Source organism: Sphaerisporangium sp. NPDC005289, from assembly GCF_040607455.1.
GTDB lineage: Bacteria > Actinomycetota > Actinomycetes > Streptosporangiales > Streptosporangiaceae > Sphaerisporangium > Sphaerisporangium rhizosphaerae.
This window is the reverse complement of the sequence record NZ_JBEXGS010000022.1, coordinates 41199-55496: the sequence shown is the minus strand read 5'-3', so window position 1 is coordinate 55496 and position 14298 is coordinate 41199. Positions and strand designations below refer to the sequence as shown.

At 71.4% G+C, this 14298-nt stretch carries 13 protein-coding genes; 4 read left to right on the top strand and 9 right to left on the bottom strand.

The annotated features are described in order from the left end of the window. Positions 1–180 precede the first annotated feature (180 nt). Positions 181–1023: a septal ring lytic transglycosylase RlpA family protein gene (locus ABZT47_RS30780; RefSeq protein ID WP_354850019.1), complete on the top strand. Its 843-nt coding sequence runs from the start codon at positions 181–183 to the stop codon at positions 1021–1023. Positions 1024–1090: 67 nt separating this feature from the next. On the opposite strand, the gene ABZT47_RS30775 is transcribed toward ABZT47_RS30780, so the two are convergent. Next, positions 1091–1699, bottom strand: coding sequence for a DUF1707 and DUF4870 domain-containing protein (locus ABZT47_RS30775; protein ID WP_354849776.1), 609 nt, complete (start codon positions 1697–1699; stop codon positions 1091–1093). A gap of 145 nt (positions 1700–1844) precedes the next feature. On the opposite strand from ABZT47_RS30775, the gene ABZT47_RS30770 reads away from it, so the two are divergent. Continuing rightward, the gene (locus ABZT47_RS30770) at positions 1845–2189 is read left to right on the top strand and encodes a hypothetical protein (RefSeq protein ID WP_354849773.1); all 345 of its coding nucleotides are present in this window, start codon (positions 1845–1847) and stop codon (positions 2187–2189) included. Between the two features lie 286 nt (positions 2190–2475). On the opposite strand, the gene ABZT47_RS30765 is transcribed toward ABZT47_RS30770, so the two are convergent. The 6 genes from ABZT47_RS30765 to ABZT47_RS30740 all read right to left on the bottom strand — a co-directional run bounded on the left by ABZT47_RS30765 (position 2476) and on the right by ABZT47_RS30740 (position 9102). Continuing rightward, positions 2476–3558, bottom strand: coding sequence for a DUF4192 domain-containing protein (locus ABZT47_RS30765; RefSeq protein WP_354849770.1), 1083 nt, complete (start codon positions 3556–3558; stop codon positions 2476–2478). A gap of 388 nt (positions 3559–3946) precedes the next feature. Further along, on the bottom strand, positions 3947–4738 hold the full coding sequence (locus ABZT47_RS30760) for an EI24 domain-containing protein (protein ID WP_354849767.1): 792 nt from the start codon (positions 4736–4738) through the stop codon (positions 3947–3949). Positions 4739–4778: 40 nt separating this feature from the next. Next, a complete protein-coding gene (locus tag ABZT47_RS30755; protein WP_354849764.1) occupies positions 4779–5408 on the bottom strand; it encodes a nucleoside triphosphate pyrophosphatase in 630 nt (209 codons plus the stop codon). Between the two features lie 139 nt (positions 5409–5547). Continuing rightward, a complete protein-coding gene (locus ABZT47_RS30750; protein WP_354849762.1) occupies positions 5548–6669 on the bottom strand; it encodes a hypothetical protein in 1122 nt (373 codons plus the stop codon). 250 nt (positions 6670–6919) lie between these two features. Beyond that, entirely contained in the window at positions 6920–7627 is a 708-nt protein-coding gene (locus ABZT47_RS30745; RefSeq protein ID WP_354849759.1) for a peptidyl-tRNA hydrolase, read from the bottom strand. Between the two features lie 62 nt (positions 7628–7689). Then, on the bottom strand, positions 7690–9102 hold the full coding sequence (locus ABZT47_RS30740) for an MFS transporter (protein ID WP_354849756.1): 1413 nt from the start codon (positions 9100–9102) through the stop codon (positions 7690–7692). Between the two features lie 72 nt (positions 9103–9174). Here ABZT47_RS30740 and ABZT47_RS30735 point away from each other — a divergent pair, with 72 nt between their 5' ends. Both ABZT47_RS30735 and ABZT47_RS30730 read left to right on the top strand, forming a co-directional pair. Further along, positions 9175–10158: a helix-turn-helix domain-containing protein gene (locus tag ABZT47_RS30735; RefSeq protein ID WP_354849754.1), complete on the top strand. Its 984-nt coding sequence runs from the start codon at positions 9175–9177 to the stop codon at positions 10156–10158. 108 nt (positions 10159–10266) lie between these two features. After that, positions 10267–12147, top strand: coding sequence for a propionyl-CoA synthetase (locus ABZT47_RS30730; RefSeq protein WP_354849751.1), 1881 nt, complete (start codon positions 10267–10269; stop codon positions 12145–12147). A gap of 169 nt (positions 12148–12316) precedes the next feature. Here ABZT47_RS30730 and ABZT47_RS30725 read toward each other — a convergent pair whose 3' ends face one another. Both ABZT47_RS30725 and ABZT47_RS30720 read right to left on the bottom strand, forming a co-directional pair. Then, a complete protein-coding gene (locus tag ABZT47_RS30725; RefSeq protein ID WP_354849748.1) occupies positions 12317–13726 on the bottom strand; it encodes an amino acid permease in 1410 nt (469 codons plus the stop codon). Between the two features lie 214 nt (positions 13727–13940). After that, positions 13941–14282 carry a hypothetical protein gene (locus ABZT47_RS30720; RefSeq protein ID WP_354849746.1) on the bottom strand — a complete coding sequence of 114 codons (342 nt, stop codon included), beginning with the start codon at positions 14280–14282 and terminating at the stop codon, positions 13941–13943. Between the last annotated feature and the right edge of the window lie 16 nt (positions 14283–14298).

Sequence of the window (14298 nt, the reverse complement as noted above, 5' to 3'; positions counted from 1 at the left end):
TTGCAAGCGCTTTATCTCCCTTTACTCCCCGTTTGTCCCATATGGTGCTGCGAATTACGTAGTGGGCGGATCCCGCTCGCCGCGTACCGGGACGACGGCATGTCCCCCCATGCCGCGTGCGCTCCCCCGCGCCGTGTCCCGTGTCCTGTCCCCTATCTAGGACCGTGGTTCCCCTTGGGTATGCACGCCTCCCCCTCCCGCTGGTACGAGAAGAGCCTCTCCCGGTCACGCAAGGGCGCCGAGCGGCGCCGGACCTCGCTGGCCGTCCCCCTCACCACCACCATCGCCGTGACCGTCGTGATGACCGCCGCCCTGGTGAGCGGCTGGGTCTGGTTGAACGGCGCCGACCCCACGTCCACGACCATGAGCGCAGGCCTGCGTCCGGCGGCACCGGCCACCACCGCCGTGCCCACCACGGGTGCACCGGACAGCTCGGCCTCCCCATCCAGCTTCTCAGCATCACCGGACCCCTTCAGCGAGCTCACCTCGGCGGGCTCCGCACCGAACCCGCTCGCCCCTCCGGCGTCCGACGCCGGATCGCCGTCCCGGTCGGCCGAGGCCGAGAGTTCGGACGGCGCCGCCCCCACCAGCGCGGAGGGGAATGAGCACGCCGCCGGATCCGACACCACGACCAAGGCGGCGGCGACGGCCGATGACACCGCGAGCACCCCGAAGAAGCCCGCCGCGCCTGCCGAACCCGCCAAGAAGCGGACCGCCGCGAAGAAGCCCAAGGTGATCGCGTCGGGTCGGTGCGGGGCCTCGTACTACGACGAGGGACAGATGACGGCCAGCGGCGAGCGGTTCAACCCCAACGCGATGACGGCGGCCCACAAGACCCTCCCCATGGGCAGCCGCGTGCGCGTCACCAATCCGAACAACGGCAAGACCGTGACGGTGCGCATCAACGACCGCGGGCCGTATGTCGGCGGCCGTTGCCTGGATCTCTCGCGCGCGGCGTTCGACGCCATCGGCAACCTCGACACCGGCGCCATGAGCGTCGAGTACGCCGTCCTGGCCCGCTGACCACCCGGTCGCCACCTTCCCCCTCCCAGTCAGCCGATGGCGGGAAGGTGGGGACCGTGAAGGTGGGCTACTTGATGAGGCGAAGGGTCAGCGGGTAGCGGAACCGGTTGTCGTTGAGGGCCGCTGCCGCGCCGACGATGCCTAAGACGAAGGCCGCGATCCAGATGATCGGGACCAGGACGATCCCGATGATGGTGAACGGCAGCAGGATGGTGGCGCCGAGCACGGTGAGGTGGAAGTTCAGCGACTCGACCGCGTGCTGCCGGATGTAGGGCGAGTGGCGCCCACCGGTCAGCATCATGATCAGCGGGCCGATCACCGTCAGCCCGGCGAGCGGGAGCAGATGCCCGGCCGCGGCCCCCAGACGGTCGCTCCCCGTCAGCGGCATCGGATGGTGTGCCGGTGCGTGCGACCGTGGTTGCGGGATGCGGGGCATGGTCCACGAGGGATACAGGTCGCGCATGATCGGAGCGAGGTCGGCATGGGTGCGCGCGGTCATCGCCCGGTGCAGCCTGTCGTCGAACTCCTCCTTGTCGAGCCTGCCCTCCGCGTAGGCGGCGGTGACGTGCTCGACCACCTGATCTCGATCGTCGTTGGTGACCCGGAGCTGAGGGTGAGGAGGCGCCCCCCACCCTCCGGTGGACGGTGTCGCCGAAGATCTCACTACCCCTGCCATTAGTGGCCGTGCCTTTCCCGTAGAACGCGTCGTCTTTCCCATTCTTCGTCGCCGGCCGAAGCCGGTCTATCCGGAACAACCCCGACACGACCCCGATGTGGCCCGGAGGCACCCATTTGTGACCCGGGCCAGGTATACAAGGGATATGGGATGGCGAGATCGCTATGGGATTCGTCGGCTGCGCGGCACGAGGATCGCCAAGTTCGACCGCGAGGCCAACGACGGCGACATCGAGACGCTGATCGCCTTCGCGAAGTCCCGCCGGGGCGTGGAGTTCTACGTCGAGCCCGAGACCTTCGCCACCGACACCACAGCCGTCGCCGTCGCCCATGACGGCGAGTGGACGCGCCGCAGGGTCGGCTCTCCCGCGGTCATCATCAAGGTGGCCAGAAACCTCGCGCTTCCTGTGTACGACGTCCAGCTGACCGGATACCCGAACCGGATGCGGGCCTACAACGAGCGCCGCCGGACCGACCCCGCGCAGGACTGACAGCGAGCCCGCGAGCTTCCCCCTCAGGCACCGCCTCAAGCACCGCCCGATACCAACCCGCCACCGTCGGACATCCGCCACCTTGCACAAGGTTCCGCGTAGACGGCCGAGCCGAAGCCGGCGGTGGATGAGCCCGCCCGGCATGCAAGTGAGCGGTCCAGATGTGGCCGCCCACCCCGTGGGAAGTGGATGGTCCTTGTGCGGCTGCCCACCGCGTGCGAGTGGATGGTCCCATGTGGCCGCCCACCCCGTTCGAGTGGGTGGTCCGGATGCGGCTGCGCGGCGGTCATGGTGTGCGGAGGGTGTGGTCGTCGAGGAGTTCGAGCATGGGATGGAGCCACTCCATGCGCGGCGGCCCCATGCTCGCGTCGAGTTCCTCGGGGGTGGGCATGCGCTGCCGGAGGACCGCCGGGCTCACGAGCTGCTGCAGGCCCTGCGCGAGAAGGTTCGCCATCGAGTAGGACGGGTCCACGGCGAGCGCCCGCTCGACGGCTATGCCCGCGAGCGCCGAGTCGCCGCGGCGCCAGGCGGCGGCGCCCAGCAAGGAGGCGGCCGGCGGGACGAACGGAGCCTCCAGCCGGCGCGTGAGGTCGCCCCACAACGCGACATGGGTGTCCTGGGTGTCGTCGTCCATGAGCGTCCACGCCTCGTCGCGGACCCGGACCACGGACAGGTCGATGCCGAGCCGGGCGGCCTCGTGGTCGGGAAGCGGCCCGAGCCGGTGGAAGGCGTCGATGGACCGGCGGACCCGCTCCAGCCCTTCGGCGACGAACGCGGCGGGAGCCTCGCGCGGCTCCGCCACGGTGACGATCTTCGCCCGCACGTCCGCGGCCACGGAACGGGTGGCCTCACGCATGGTGACCCGGGCGGCTCCCGTGACCGGGACGATCGAGCGTCGCAGGCTCTCGCGGTCGGGCAGCGCCATGAGGCCGGCGAAGGTGGCCTGGGCGGCGACCTCCCCCGCGAGCGGGTCGTACGGCCGCCCCTCGGGCGGACAGCACTCGGCGCGGGTGCAGACGTAGGACCAGTAGCGTCCGTCGTCGGCGCGCAGCGCCTCGATGACGTTGACGCCGGCGACGGAGAGCAGCCGGCGGACCTCGTCCATGGCCGGTGTCACAAGCACGCCGTCGCCGTACCCGGCGAGGATGGTGTGCGTGACCCCCTCGCGCTGGAAGAGGGGGACGAGCCGGTCGAGTGCTCCGGGTGCGATCGGGAGATCCCAGCGCGTGGTGACGCGCAGCCGGCCGCGCGCTCCCCTCCCCGCGAAGGCGATGACCACGAGACTGTCCGCCGGGTGGAAGCCCAGGATGTAGGGCACGGCCCCGAGGATGTCGTCGGGGGAGGTGAGGAGGATCGGTGACGGCGTCATGCACGCGAGAATCGCCGACCCTCGACGTGGCCATTCGCGGGAATCCCGTCTCTGTGGACGAGCAACGGAACGCCGTTCGCGAGCATCGGGGATGGCGAATAGCGAAGGTACGCCTATATCGGCCGCTTATCTCACGCCATAGGTGGTTTTATCCGGCTGGGACGAACATCGCCTGTCACCGCATTAGGGGTGCATCGGGCTGCGGAGAAGCGCACGGCCTTGTCCACAGCCATCCCCGCGCGTCGAGAACCCCGCGGATCACGTGAGCGGGGATGACGGAAGGGGCCCGCGCGGCGTCGTACGACCCGGGACAGTGAGCCGGGGGGCCAAAGTGGCCCCCCGCTAGCGTCCGGTCGAGGGATGGACGCCCGCGGCCCGCGTACGCGGGTCAGGCTGTGCGGGGCGGCGGGGTGGATGAGAGGCGGGTGCGGACCAGGATGGTGGCGCCGGCGACCGCGGCGGGCATGGCGACGACCGCGCCCAGTGGGATCAGGAAGATCAGGAAGACCACCACGCCGAACCCGAGGGCGGCGGCCCGGTCGGCGCGCAGCAGCGCGAACCGCTGCTTGCGGCCGAACCCCCTGCGCTCCATGGCCAGCGCGGTCAGCTCCACCGAGAGGAAGAACCCCGACACCGCCGCGCCCAGCACCGGGACCACCGTCTGCCCGACCACCGGCACGAACCCCAGGACGAAGAGCGGGATGGTGAACATCAGCACGTACGCCAGCGTGATCAGGCTGTCGCGCACGGACCGGATGATGGACCTCCAGAGCGGGAGGTCGACGGCCTTGTCGACGCCCCCCATGTCGTGCTCGACCCGTTCGGAGAGCTTCTCGTAGAACGGCTCCCCTATGGCCAGCGTGGCGGCGGTGAAGGTGATGACCGACAGCACCAGGCCGAGGGCGAAGACCACGATGCCGAGCAGTGTGCGCACGGTGCCGCGGAGGGCCGGTTCCCAGTCGTCGGCGAACGGCGTGGCCCAGGCGGCGAGGTCTCCGGCGTAGGTGCCCAGGAGCACGAGCGCGACGACGTAGAGCACCAGCGCGATCAGCGCCGGGATGAGCCCGAAGACCCACTGCCCGGGGTGCCGCGCCACCCAGCCGAGGCCCTGGAAGAAGTACTTGACACCGTCGGCGAAGCCGCCGATCCCGCGGCGGGTGGGCTGCCCCATGCTGTTCATGCCCGGCAGGCTAACGCCTCCGGCCCACCCGATCGCAAGATCAGCTGAAAGATCCCTGTTTCCAGAGAGAAGTCACCTCAACGCCCAGTTGCCGGAAGAGGCGGCGGAGCAGGGGCAGCGATATGCCGAGCACGTTGCCATGGTCGCCCTCGATGCCCTCCACGAACCAGCCGCCGAGGCCGTCCAGCGTGAAGGCGCCCGCCACCCGCAACGGCTCTCCGCTGCCGGCGTAGGCCGCGACCTCGTCGTCGCCCGGCGTGCCGAAGCGCACCACCGTCGAGCCGACCTCGGCCGCCTCGGCGCCCGTGGCGGCGTCGATCACGCAGTGCCCGGTGAGTAGCCTGCCGGTGCGCCCGCGCATCGAGCGCCACCGCGCGATGGCGTCTTCGGCCGACGCCGGCTTGCCGTACGCGCGCCCGTCGAGTTCGAGCACGGAGTCGCAGCCGATCACCAGGCCCGTGGTCAGGCCCTTCGCGACCACCGACGCCTTGGCGCGGGCCAGGGTGAGGCTGAGCTCGGCGGGCGAGGCGGCGGTGACGGTCTCCTCGTCCACACCGCTCACGATCACCTTGGGGTCGAGCCCGGCGCTGCGCAGCAATGCGAGCCGAGCCGGTGAGGAGGACGCGAGAACGAGCTCCGCCTTGTCTTCCGCGTCTGCGATCTGCGTCATCTCATCCGATCTTCCGCGCCTGGGCTCTCCGTTACGCCTCCCGAGCCTAATGCGCTCCGCGAGCCGGGAGATCCGCCGCCTCAGTGCTCGACCGACCCCCGGTGGCACCGGCCACAGGACCACAGGACGCGGACCGCGGTCAGAGCGGCCGGATGCTGCTGATCAACGTGTTGATGTCGGCCCAGCGCTTCTTCTGCGCGTCGGGGATCGTGATGAAGACCATGGCCGGCTTCGCCGCCGGAACGTCGACCAGGGCGACGGCCGCGGTGGCCACGTGCTTCTTCCCGCCGGCCTTGTAGGTGACCCTGTAGCCGAGCAGCCAGCCCTCCCGCTTGCCCGCCTTGAAGCCCTGCGAGGCGGTCCACGTGATCTTGGAACCGTCGGGGTGGTAGTTCAGGGTCCAGCGGGCCGCCAGAAACGCGGTGTCCTTGAGCTCGTCCTGCACCGCGATCGGGACGGGGCAGGTCGCCAGCAGTCCGCGGTGCCCGGCTCCCTTCACGGCGGGGAGCACTCTGCGCGTGGCGAACGGCGAGGACTTGGTGAGCTTCCACTGCTTGACGAAGCGCGTGAAGGAGATGCCCGACCTGTTGTCCTTCACCCGTCCCTTGGCCGGCGCGCCGTGCCCGGGGTAGTTCGCGAGCCGGCGGTTCGCCGGAAGCGCGGGGACGCGCGGGTCGGCCTCGGCGTCGGCGAGGGCGCTCTTGCCGGGCTGCGGGGTGGCGACCGGCGTCGACCCGGCCCCGGCGGGCTCCGTCGTGACTCCCGGAGACGCCGATGTCCCAGCGGTCGCGGCGACCCCCGGCGACGCGGAGGCCCCCGGGGCGGCGGAGACGCCCGGATCCGCGGCGGATCCGGAGGCCGGCGCCGCCGCGGAGACGGACGTCCCCTCGAGGGGCGCTTGCGAGGTGGCGGGGGCGCCGGACGGTGGCGCGGCGCCCGTGCCCTGGACCGGCAGCGTGGACGGCGGCCCCGCCGGGGCCGGACCGGCGGCCGTCGGGGCGCCCTTGCCGAGGTCGGTGACGGAGAACGCCACGACGGCCGCCACGACGGCCACGGCCGCGACGACGCCGGCCAGCCCTCGGTAGATGACGCGCATCGGCAGGTCGCCCAACCGGGCGATCGGCGATCGGCGCTTGGCGGGTGGTGGCGGCGGAGGAGGCTCCTCGACGGTGATCTTCGGCAGCGGCGCGGTCGGCGCGTCGGCCGTTACGTACGCTGGGACGGCTTTTGTCCCGTAGTTCCCACCCACCCCATTTGGCACGTTGGGGAGCGTACGGCAATTCGCCGGACCATGCCCGAGTTCCCGATCACACTTCGGGAACGAGTCCCTACCGCATCGAGGTTTCCGTACGCCCTGACCTCCCCTTTCGCCCTCTGGTCAACGGCGCGGGAGAGCCGGTCACGCCACCGCGGCAAGCCCCCTACCAGCCGGTATGATCATGGAGCGACGGCTACCGCGACGGCTACCGCGACGGCTACCGCGACGGCTACCGCGACGGCTACCGCGACGGCTACCGCGACGGGTCGCGCAGCGGTCCCCAGCCGGCCGGGCGCAGGCCGCCGGCCCTCAGCCACGGCGCGTCCGCGACGACCGTTCGCGAGCCGGGCTCGATCTCGGTGAACCCGGCGTCGCGCACGACGGGAAGCCCGCTGTCCACCAGGGCGGCCCACCGCCAGGGCTCGGCCGTGCGCACGGTGACCGCCAGGCCGCCGGCGTGCCACGCGGCGCGGGCGGCCTCGCCGGTGCCCCACCAGGCGAGCTGGGCCGCGTGACCGGCCTGGGCCATGGCCTTGCCCGCCGACATGTCCAAAGACGGGTTGAACCACAGCACGACGCCGCCGGGCGGGGGCTGGGAGGGCGGCGCGGAGTCCACCAGGTCGGTGCCGGAGACCTGCAGGCGCGACAGCTCTTTGGGCCACGCGTCGAGCGGGATCGGCGGGTGCACCCGCACCTCGGCCGAGCGCAGCGTCACCGTGGCGCCCGGAAGCTCCTCGACCCGCCGCCACTCGGCGCCCCTGGCCCGGCGCACGACCTTCCTGATGCCGATGGTCTCCCACGCCTGGACGGACTCGGCCCACTCACCGCTCACCGCGCGCTCGTCGGTCAGCAGGGTGAGCACGGCCATCGCCGCCGCCTCGAGGGCGTCGGTGCGCTCGGGCGGCGTGGCACGCTCGATGCGGACGACTAGGGGGAGCACTCTCTGGTCTGGCGCGTTCACGCCCCCAAGGATCTCACCGCCCACCGACAGGCGAGCGCCGAGGCGCGAGACGGGCCGGGGGGTCAGGTAGCGGTGGCGGCGGGGACCGGTTCGACGGTGGGGGCCGCGCCGGAGGCGGACCCGCCCCTGCCGACGCGCAGCGACATGATCGCGGCCACGGCGCACAGCAGGCCTGCGCCGTACCAGGCCGCGTCGTAGTGGCCGAGGTGGTCGCGGGTGAGGCCCGCGGCGACCGCGGCGATGGCCGCGCCGACCTGATGAGAGGCGAAGACCCAGCCGAACACCACGCTGCCGTCCTTGCCGAAGAGCTTGCGGCACAGCGCCACGGTCGGCGGGACGGTGGCCACCCAGTCGAGGCCGTAGAAGATGATGAACACGAGCATGCTCGGCTCGGCCGTCGCGGCGAACAGGGGCGGCAGCACCAGCAGTGACGCGCCGCGCAGCGCGTAGTACGCCCCGAGCAGCACCCGCGAGTCGACCCGGTCGCTGAGCCAGCCGGAGAAGATCGTGCCCGCGATGTCGAAGACGCCGATGAGGGCGAGCAGGCCGGCGGCGGTGGTCTCGGCCATGCCGTGGTCGTGCGCGGCGGGGATGAAGTGCGTTCCGACCAGGCCGTTGGTGCTCGCGCCGCAGATGGCGAAGCCACCGGCGAGGTACCAGAACGAGCGGGTACGCGCGGCCGACCGCAGCACGCTGATCGCCCGCACCGCCGCGCCTCCCGGCCGCCCGGCCGTACGCGCGCCGCCGCCGCGGCCGGCCGTGTCACCCGCGGCCGGACCAGCGGCAGCGGAACCGGCCGGACCACCGGCCGCGGAACCGGCCGCAGGGGCCGCGGGGACGACCGCGGGTTCGGCGCCCAGAGCGGTCAGGCCGACGTCTTCGGGGCGGTCGCGCAGGAGGAGCCAGACCACCGGGACGACGGCGAGCGCCGCCACGGCCACCACCACGGCGGCCGTCCGCCAGCCCGGCCCCTCGGCCAGCCAGGCGAGCACGGGCAGGAAGATGAGCTGCCCCGTGGCGCCTCCGGCGGTCAGCACGCCGGTGACGACGCCGCGGTGCCGCACGAACCACCGGTCGGTGACCGTGGCGACGAAGGCCAGCGCCATCGAGCCGGTGCCGAGCCCGACCAGCACACCCCAGCACAGGATGAGCTGCCAACTGGAGGTCATGAAGACCGTGAGCCCGCTGCCGAGGGCCACCAGCAGCAGCGCGGAGGCGACCACGCGACGCATGCCGAGCCGGTCCATCAGAGCGGCGGCGAACGGCGCGGTCAGGCCGAACAGCATCAGGTTCACCGACACGGCCAGGGAGATGGTCCCCCGGGACCAGCCGAACTCGGTCTCGAGCGGGGTGATCAGCACTCCCGGTGTGGCGCGGAAGCCGGCGGCTCCGATGATGGCGACGAAGGCCACCGCCGCCACCGCCCAAGCCCGATGCGGCCACCGTCCGTGCCTCACGTCTTGCGTCAGCATCATGCCGACCATAGTGAGGTGTCCGATTCACCGGCCACGAGTGGCTTGACAGCCAACATGTGAAAGAATCCGGCCATGGTTCACCGCATCGCCGTCGTCGCCCTGGACGACTTCGCGACTCTGGACCTCGGCGTTCCCGGCCAGGTGTTCCGGGTCGCCGAGGACGCCGATGGCCGGCGGCTCTACGAGATCGTCACCTGCACCCCCGGCGGGCGCACGGTGCGCGGGCCCGCCGGGTTCAGCGTGATCCCCGACCACGACCTGTCGGTCCTGGCCACGGCGGACACCGTCATCGTCCCGGGCGTCCACAGCGGCTCCGCGTTCAGCGACGGCACGATCGGCGACGAACTGCGCGACGCGTTGCGCGGGGCCGCCCTCCGGTCGCGGCTGATGTCGATCTGCACGGGGGCGTTCGTGCTGGCCGCCGCCGGGTTGCTGGACGGCCGACCGGCCACGACGCACTGGAGGAGCGCCGAGCTGTTCCGCTCGCTGTACCCGCGGGTGCTGCTCGACCCCGACGTGCTGTTCATCGACGACGGCGACCTGCTGACCTCCGCCGGCGTCGCGGCGGGCATCGACCTGTGCCTGCACGTGATCCGCCGCGACCACGGCAGCGAGGTCGCCAACCGGGTGGCACGGCGCTGCGTCACCCCGCCGTGGCGCGAGGGCGGTCAGGCGCAGTACATCGAACGCCCGCTGCCGGCCGCCGGGGACGCCACCACCGCGCCCACCCGGGCGTGGATGCTGGACCGGCTCCAGGAGCCGCTTGACCTGGCCACCTTGGCCAAGCACGCCCGCATGAGCGTGCGCACCTTCACCCGCCGCTTCCGCGAGGAGACCGGGCTCAGCCCGGCACGATGGCTCATCAGGCAGCGGGTGGAGCGCGCCCGCCATCTGCTCGAGACGACCGAACTCCCGGTCGACCAGGTGGCGGTCCGGGCGGGCTTCGGCACGGCCGTCTCGCTGCGCCAGCACCTGCACGCGACGGTGGGCGTGGCCCCGCTGACCTACCGGCACACCTTCCGCGCGGAGGCCCCGGCGGCCTTCCGCTCCGCCTGACCCGGCCGGGCCCCTCGCCCCGTCACGCCGTCGGGCTGTTGCTCTGTCCTGAGACGGGGGGCTGAGTCATGATGGCGGTTCGGGCGATCGGTGAGGGAACGAGGAACCATGTCGTACGCGGACGCCTTCGCGATGAGCATCGACGATCCGGACGGGTTCTGGGGCCGGGCGGCCACGGCCGTGACCTGGGACCGCATCCCTGACATGACGCTGGACGCCGATGCGGCCCCGTTCTACCGGTGGTTCCCCGGCGGGGAGCTCAACACCTGCCACAACGCCCTGGACCGGCATGTGGCCGGCGGTCGCGGCGGGCAGGCGGCGCTGATCTACGACAGCCCGCTCACCGGGACCTCCCGCACCTACACCTACGCCGAACTGCTGGAGGAGGTGGCGCGGTTCGCCGGCGTGCTGCGCGGCCTCGGCGTCGGCAGAGGCGACCGGGTCGTCATCTACATGCCGATGGTGCCCGAGGCGGTCGTGGCCATGCTCGCCTGCGCCCGCCTCGGGGCCGTGCACTCGGTGGTGTTCGGCGGCTTCGCCCCGCGTGAGCTGGCCGTGCGCATCGACGACGCCCGGCCCGTGGTGGTCGTGTCCGCCTCCTGCGGCATCGAGCCGTCCCGCGTGGTGGAGTACAAGCCGATGCTCGACAGCGCGCTGGAGATGGCCGCGCACCGGCCCGCGCACTGCGTGATCCTCCAGCGCGAGCAGGCGCCCGCCACGCTGACGCCCGGCCGCGACATCGACTGGCGCGAGGCCATGGCCGCGGCCGAGCCGGCGGAGTGCGTGCCGGTGGCGGCGACCGACCCGCTCTACATCCTCTACACCAGCGGCACCACGGGGAAGCCGAAGGGCGTGGTGCGCGACAACGGCGGCCACGCGGTCGCGCTGCTGTGGAGCATGCGCAACGTGTACGCCATCGCGCCGGGCGAGGTCTTCTGGGCGGCCTCGGACGTGGGCTGGGTGGTCGGACACTCCTACATCGTGTACGCCCCGCTGCTGCTCGGCGCGACGACGGTGCTGTACGAGGGGAAGCCGGTGGGCACGCCGGACGCCGGGGCGTTCTGGCGGGTCATCTCCGACTACGGGGTGCGCGCCCTGTTCACCGCGCCGACGGCGTTCCGCGCCATCAAGAAGGTGGACCCGGAGGCGGCCTACCTGGCCAAGTACGACATCTCCTCGTTGCGGACGCTGTTCTTGGCGGGCGAGCGGCTGGACCCGGACACCTACCACTGGGCCACCGAGAAGCTCGGCGTGCCGGTGGTGGACCACTGGTGGCAGACCGAGACCGGCTGGGCCGTCGCCGCCAACCTGCGCGGCCTGGACCCGATGCCGATCAAGCCGGGGTCGCCCACGGTCGCGGTGCCCGGATACGACGTGCGCGTGCTCGACCCCGAGGGCCGGCCGTGCCCTCCGGGCGTGGACGGGGCGATCTGCGTGCGGCTGCCGCTTCCGCCGGGCACGCTGCCCACGCTCTGGCGGGACGACGAGCGCTACGTCGCCTCCTACCTGTCGGCCTACCCCGGGCATTACCTGACCGGCGACGGCGGGCACGTCGACGAGGACGGCTACCTGTACGTCATGGGGCGCACCGACGACGTGATCAACGTGGCCGGGCACCGTCTGTCCACCGGTTCGATGGAGGCCGTGCTGGCCGGCCATCCCGCCGTCGCCGAGTGCGCGGTGATCGGCGTGGCCGACGAGCTGAAGGGCCAGGTACCACGCGGCCTGGTCGTGCTCAAGAGCGGCGTCGAGGCCGACCCCGAGCGGCTGTGCGAGGACCTGGTGCGGCTGGTGCGCGACCAGATCGGGGCCGTGGCGGCGCTGAGGCGGGTGGACATCGTCCCGGGGCTGCCCAAGACGCGGTCGGGGAAGATCCTGCGCAAGACCATGCGCGGCATCGCCGACGGCGCCGACGAGCCCGTCCCCTCCACCATCGAGGACGCCTCGGTGCTCGACGCACTGCGCCCGGTGCTCCGCTCACCCTCCTGAGATCGAGCGGCGCCCGTGTGTGAAGCACGCGGCTCGCATTGAGGCGGGGCGAGGCGGGGCGGGGAGGCGGGCGGCCCGGCATCGGGCCCGGAGCGGCGAGATCCCGGCCGAACGAGGTGTCCGGCCGGGATCTCGGCCGCCTATGTCCCAACGGACGCTTCTCGCGAAATCAGGCACTGTCGACGAGACTGGTGTCGGATTCCCCTGCCGCCGGAGAGACTCGGCGGCGCACGAACAGTGCGTAGACGGCCGTGACCGTGAGGACGAACGGGACGCCGACGAAGCAGGCGAGCCGCATGTCGGGCACGGCGATCCCTGTGGCGAACACCGAGAGCAGGGCGAGCACGCCGAGTACGGGAAGTACGGGGCCGCCAGGCAGCCGGATGCTGGACCCGGGGGCCGGCCCCTTCCGGCGGAAGACGAGCAGCGTCACCAGGATGGTGATCCACGTGGCGATGATGCCGAAGCCGCCTGTGGCGAGCAGGATACCGAACGTCGCCCGGCCGGCGTAGGCGGCCAGGATGGCGGCGACGAGCAGGCCGACGGTGGATGCCAGGGTCGCCGTCCACGGCAGCCCGTGCCGATTGGCGCGGCTCAGCCGCCTGGGGGCGAAACCGTCATGTGCCAGCGAGTGCAGCATGCGCGCGGCGGCGTACAGGTTGGCGTTCGCCGCGGACAGCGCGGTGACGATGAGAACGAAGTTGGTGACGGTCGCGGCGGCGGGAATGTCGGCACTGGCGAAAGTGGCCACGAACGGGCTGCCGTCCAGACCGTGCACTCGGGACAGCTCGGTCCACGGCCGGATGGCCAGCATGAGCACGATCGACAACAGGTAGAACAGGGAGAGCCGGGTGATGACCGAGCGCGTCGCGGATCGCAGCGCCTCGCGGGGTTGCCTGGCCTCGGGTGCGCTGACGGCGACGACCTCGATACCGGCGAAGGCGACGACCACGATCGACATGACCAGCCACACCGCGCTCGGACCGTTCGGGAGAAAACCGCCGTGCGAGACCAGATTCCCGAAACCGGTGGCCGGCCGGCCGGGCAGTCCGAACAGGACGAGCACAAGACCGAGGAGAATGAAAACGCTGATCGCGAGCACCTTGATTCCGGCGAACACGGACTCGGCCATGCCGAAGAACCGGACATGGGTCAGGTTCACGAGGGTGAGCAGCAACGAGAAGACCGCGACGGACAGCCAGATCGGAACTTGCGGCCACCAGAAGTTCAGGTAGATGGCGGCGGCCACGACCTCGCTGCCGATGCCGACGACGAGCGAGAACCAGTAGGTCCACCGGACGGCGAATCCGGCCAGCGGTCCCAAAAATCGCCCGACGATGGCGCCGAACGAGCCCCGGACAGGCAACGCGCTGGTCATTTCCGCCAGCGCGATCGCCACGATCGCGGCGAGGACGGCGCCGGCGAGGTAACTGAGGATGACAGCGGGTCCTGCCACCGAAATCGAGGACCCGGCGCCGAGGAACAGTCCGGTGCCGATCGCCGAGCCGAGGCCGAGCATCGTCATCTGCCGCCTGGACAGTGATCGCGAGAGATCGGAATCAAGTGGGGTTTCGCTCATTCGGCGCTCCCGTGTGGCAGGTCTGCAAATGCGGCGATTCTGGCCTCTGCGAGCAGGTCCGCGTCTTGCGCCGAGCACGATTCAGACAAGAAGTGAAGCGTTCCGAGCGGATGGTCGCGTCACCGAAAGATCGCACAGGCGTTGGTCCTGCGGTCGCGGATTGGTGTGGCGCTGCGTCGAAGAGCGGCAGCAAGGGACGGGAAGGTTCTCTTTTTCAACTTCGCTGAGCCGGCAACGGGCCGGCTCGGCACAGTACTTCCGTATCATGGTCAACGGGGAATTCCCATTCGCCGAGAAGCATGCCGAGGTCGACCTGTGTGTCGCATTCTCCGGCGCACCGGCGGGCCATGGTCCGGGCCGAGTGGTCGCTCTGCCTGATCGAGGCCTCGAAATGGCTGATGCCACTCAATCGCGCGCGATCGATCAGGGTGTCCGGCATGCTGCGGGTGACGGAACCGCGGGCGTTGAACTCGTGATCGAATAATATCATCGGGTCGGCGGCCGGTCGATTCTGGATGCGACCTTCGGGGGCGCTGCCGTCATTTGCGCATTCCATTCATGTCGGTCCTCAT

What these genes read in the sequence shown, in the direction of transcription:
- ABZT47_RS30780 (WP_354850019.1), top strand. Translation starts at nt 181, where the DNA reads ATGCACGCCTCCCCCTCCCGCTGGTACGAGAAGAGCCTCTCCCGGTCA.
- ABZT47_RS30775 (WP_354849776.1), bottom strand. Translation starts at nt 1,699, where the DNA reads ATGGCAGGGGTAGTGAGATCTTCGGCGACACCGTCCACCGGAGGGTGG.
- ABZT47_RS30770 (WP_354849773.1), top strand. Translation starts at nt 1,845, where the DNA reads ATGGGATGGCGAGATCGCTATGGGATTCGTCGGCTGCGCGGCACGAGG.
- ABZT47_RS30765 (WP_354849770.1), bottom strand. Translation starts at nt 3,558, where the DNA reads ATGACGCCGTCACCGATCCTCCTCACCTCCCCCGACGACATCCTCGGG.
- ABZT47_RS30760 (WP_354849767.1), bottom strand. Translation starts at nt 4,738, where the DNA reads ATGAACAGCATGGGGCAGCCCACCCGCCGCGGGATCGGCGGCTTCGCC.
- ABZT47_RS30755 (WP_354849764.1), bottom strand. Translation starts at nt 5,408, where the DNA reads ATGACGCAGATCGCAGACGCGGAAGACAAGGCGGAGCTCGTTCTCGCG.
- ABZT47_RS30740 (WP_354849756.1), bottom strand. Translation starts at nt 9,102, where the DNA reads ATGATGCTGACGCAAGACGTGAGGCACGGACGGTGGCCGCATCGGGCT.
- ABZT47_RS30735 (WP_354849754.1), top strand. Translation starts at nt 9,175, where the DNA reads ATGGTTCACCGCATCGCCGTCGTCGCCCTGGACGACTTCGCGACTCTG.
- ABZT47_RS30730 (WP_354849751.1), top strand. Translation starts at nt 10,267, where the DNA reads ATGTCGTACGCGGACGCCTTCGCGATGAGCATCGACGATCCGGACGGG.
- ABZT47_RS30725 (WP_354849748.1), bottom strand. Translation starts at nt 13,726, where the DNA reads ATGAGCGAAACCCCACTTGATTCCGATCTCTCGCGATCACTGTCCAGG.
- ABZT47_RS30720 (WP_354849746.1), bottom strand. Translation starts at nt 14,282, where the DNA reads ATGGAATGCGCAAATGACGGCAGCGCCCCCGAAGGTCGCATCCAGAAT.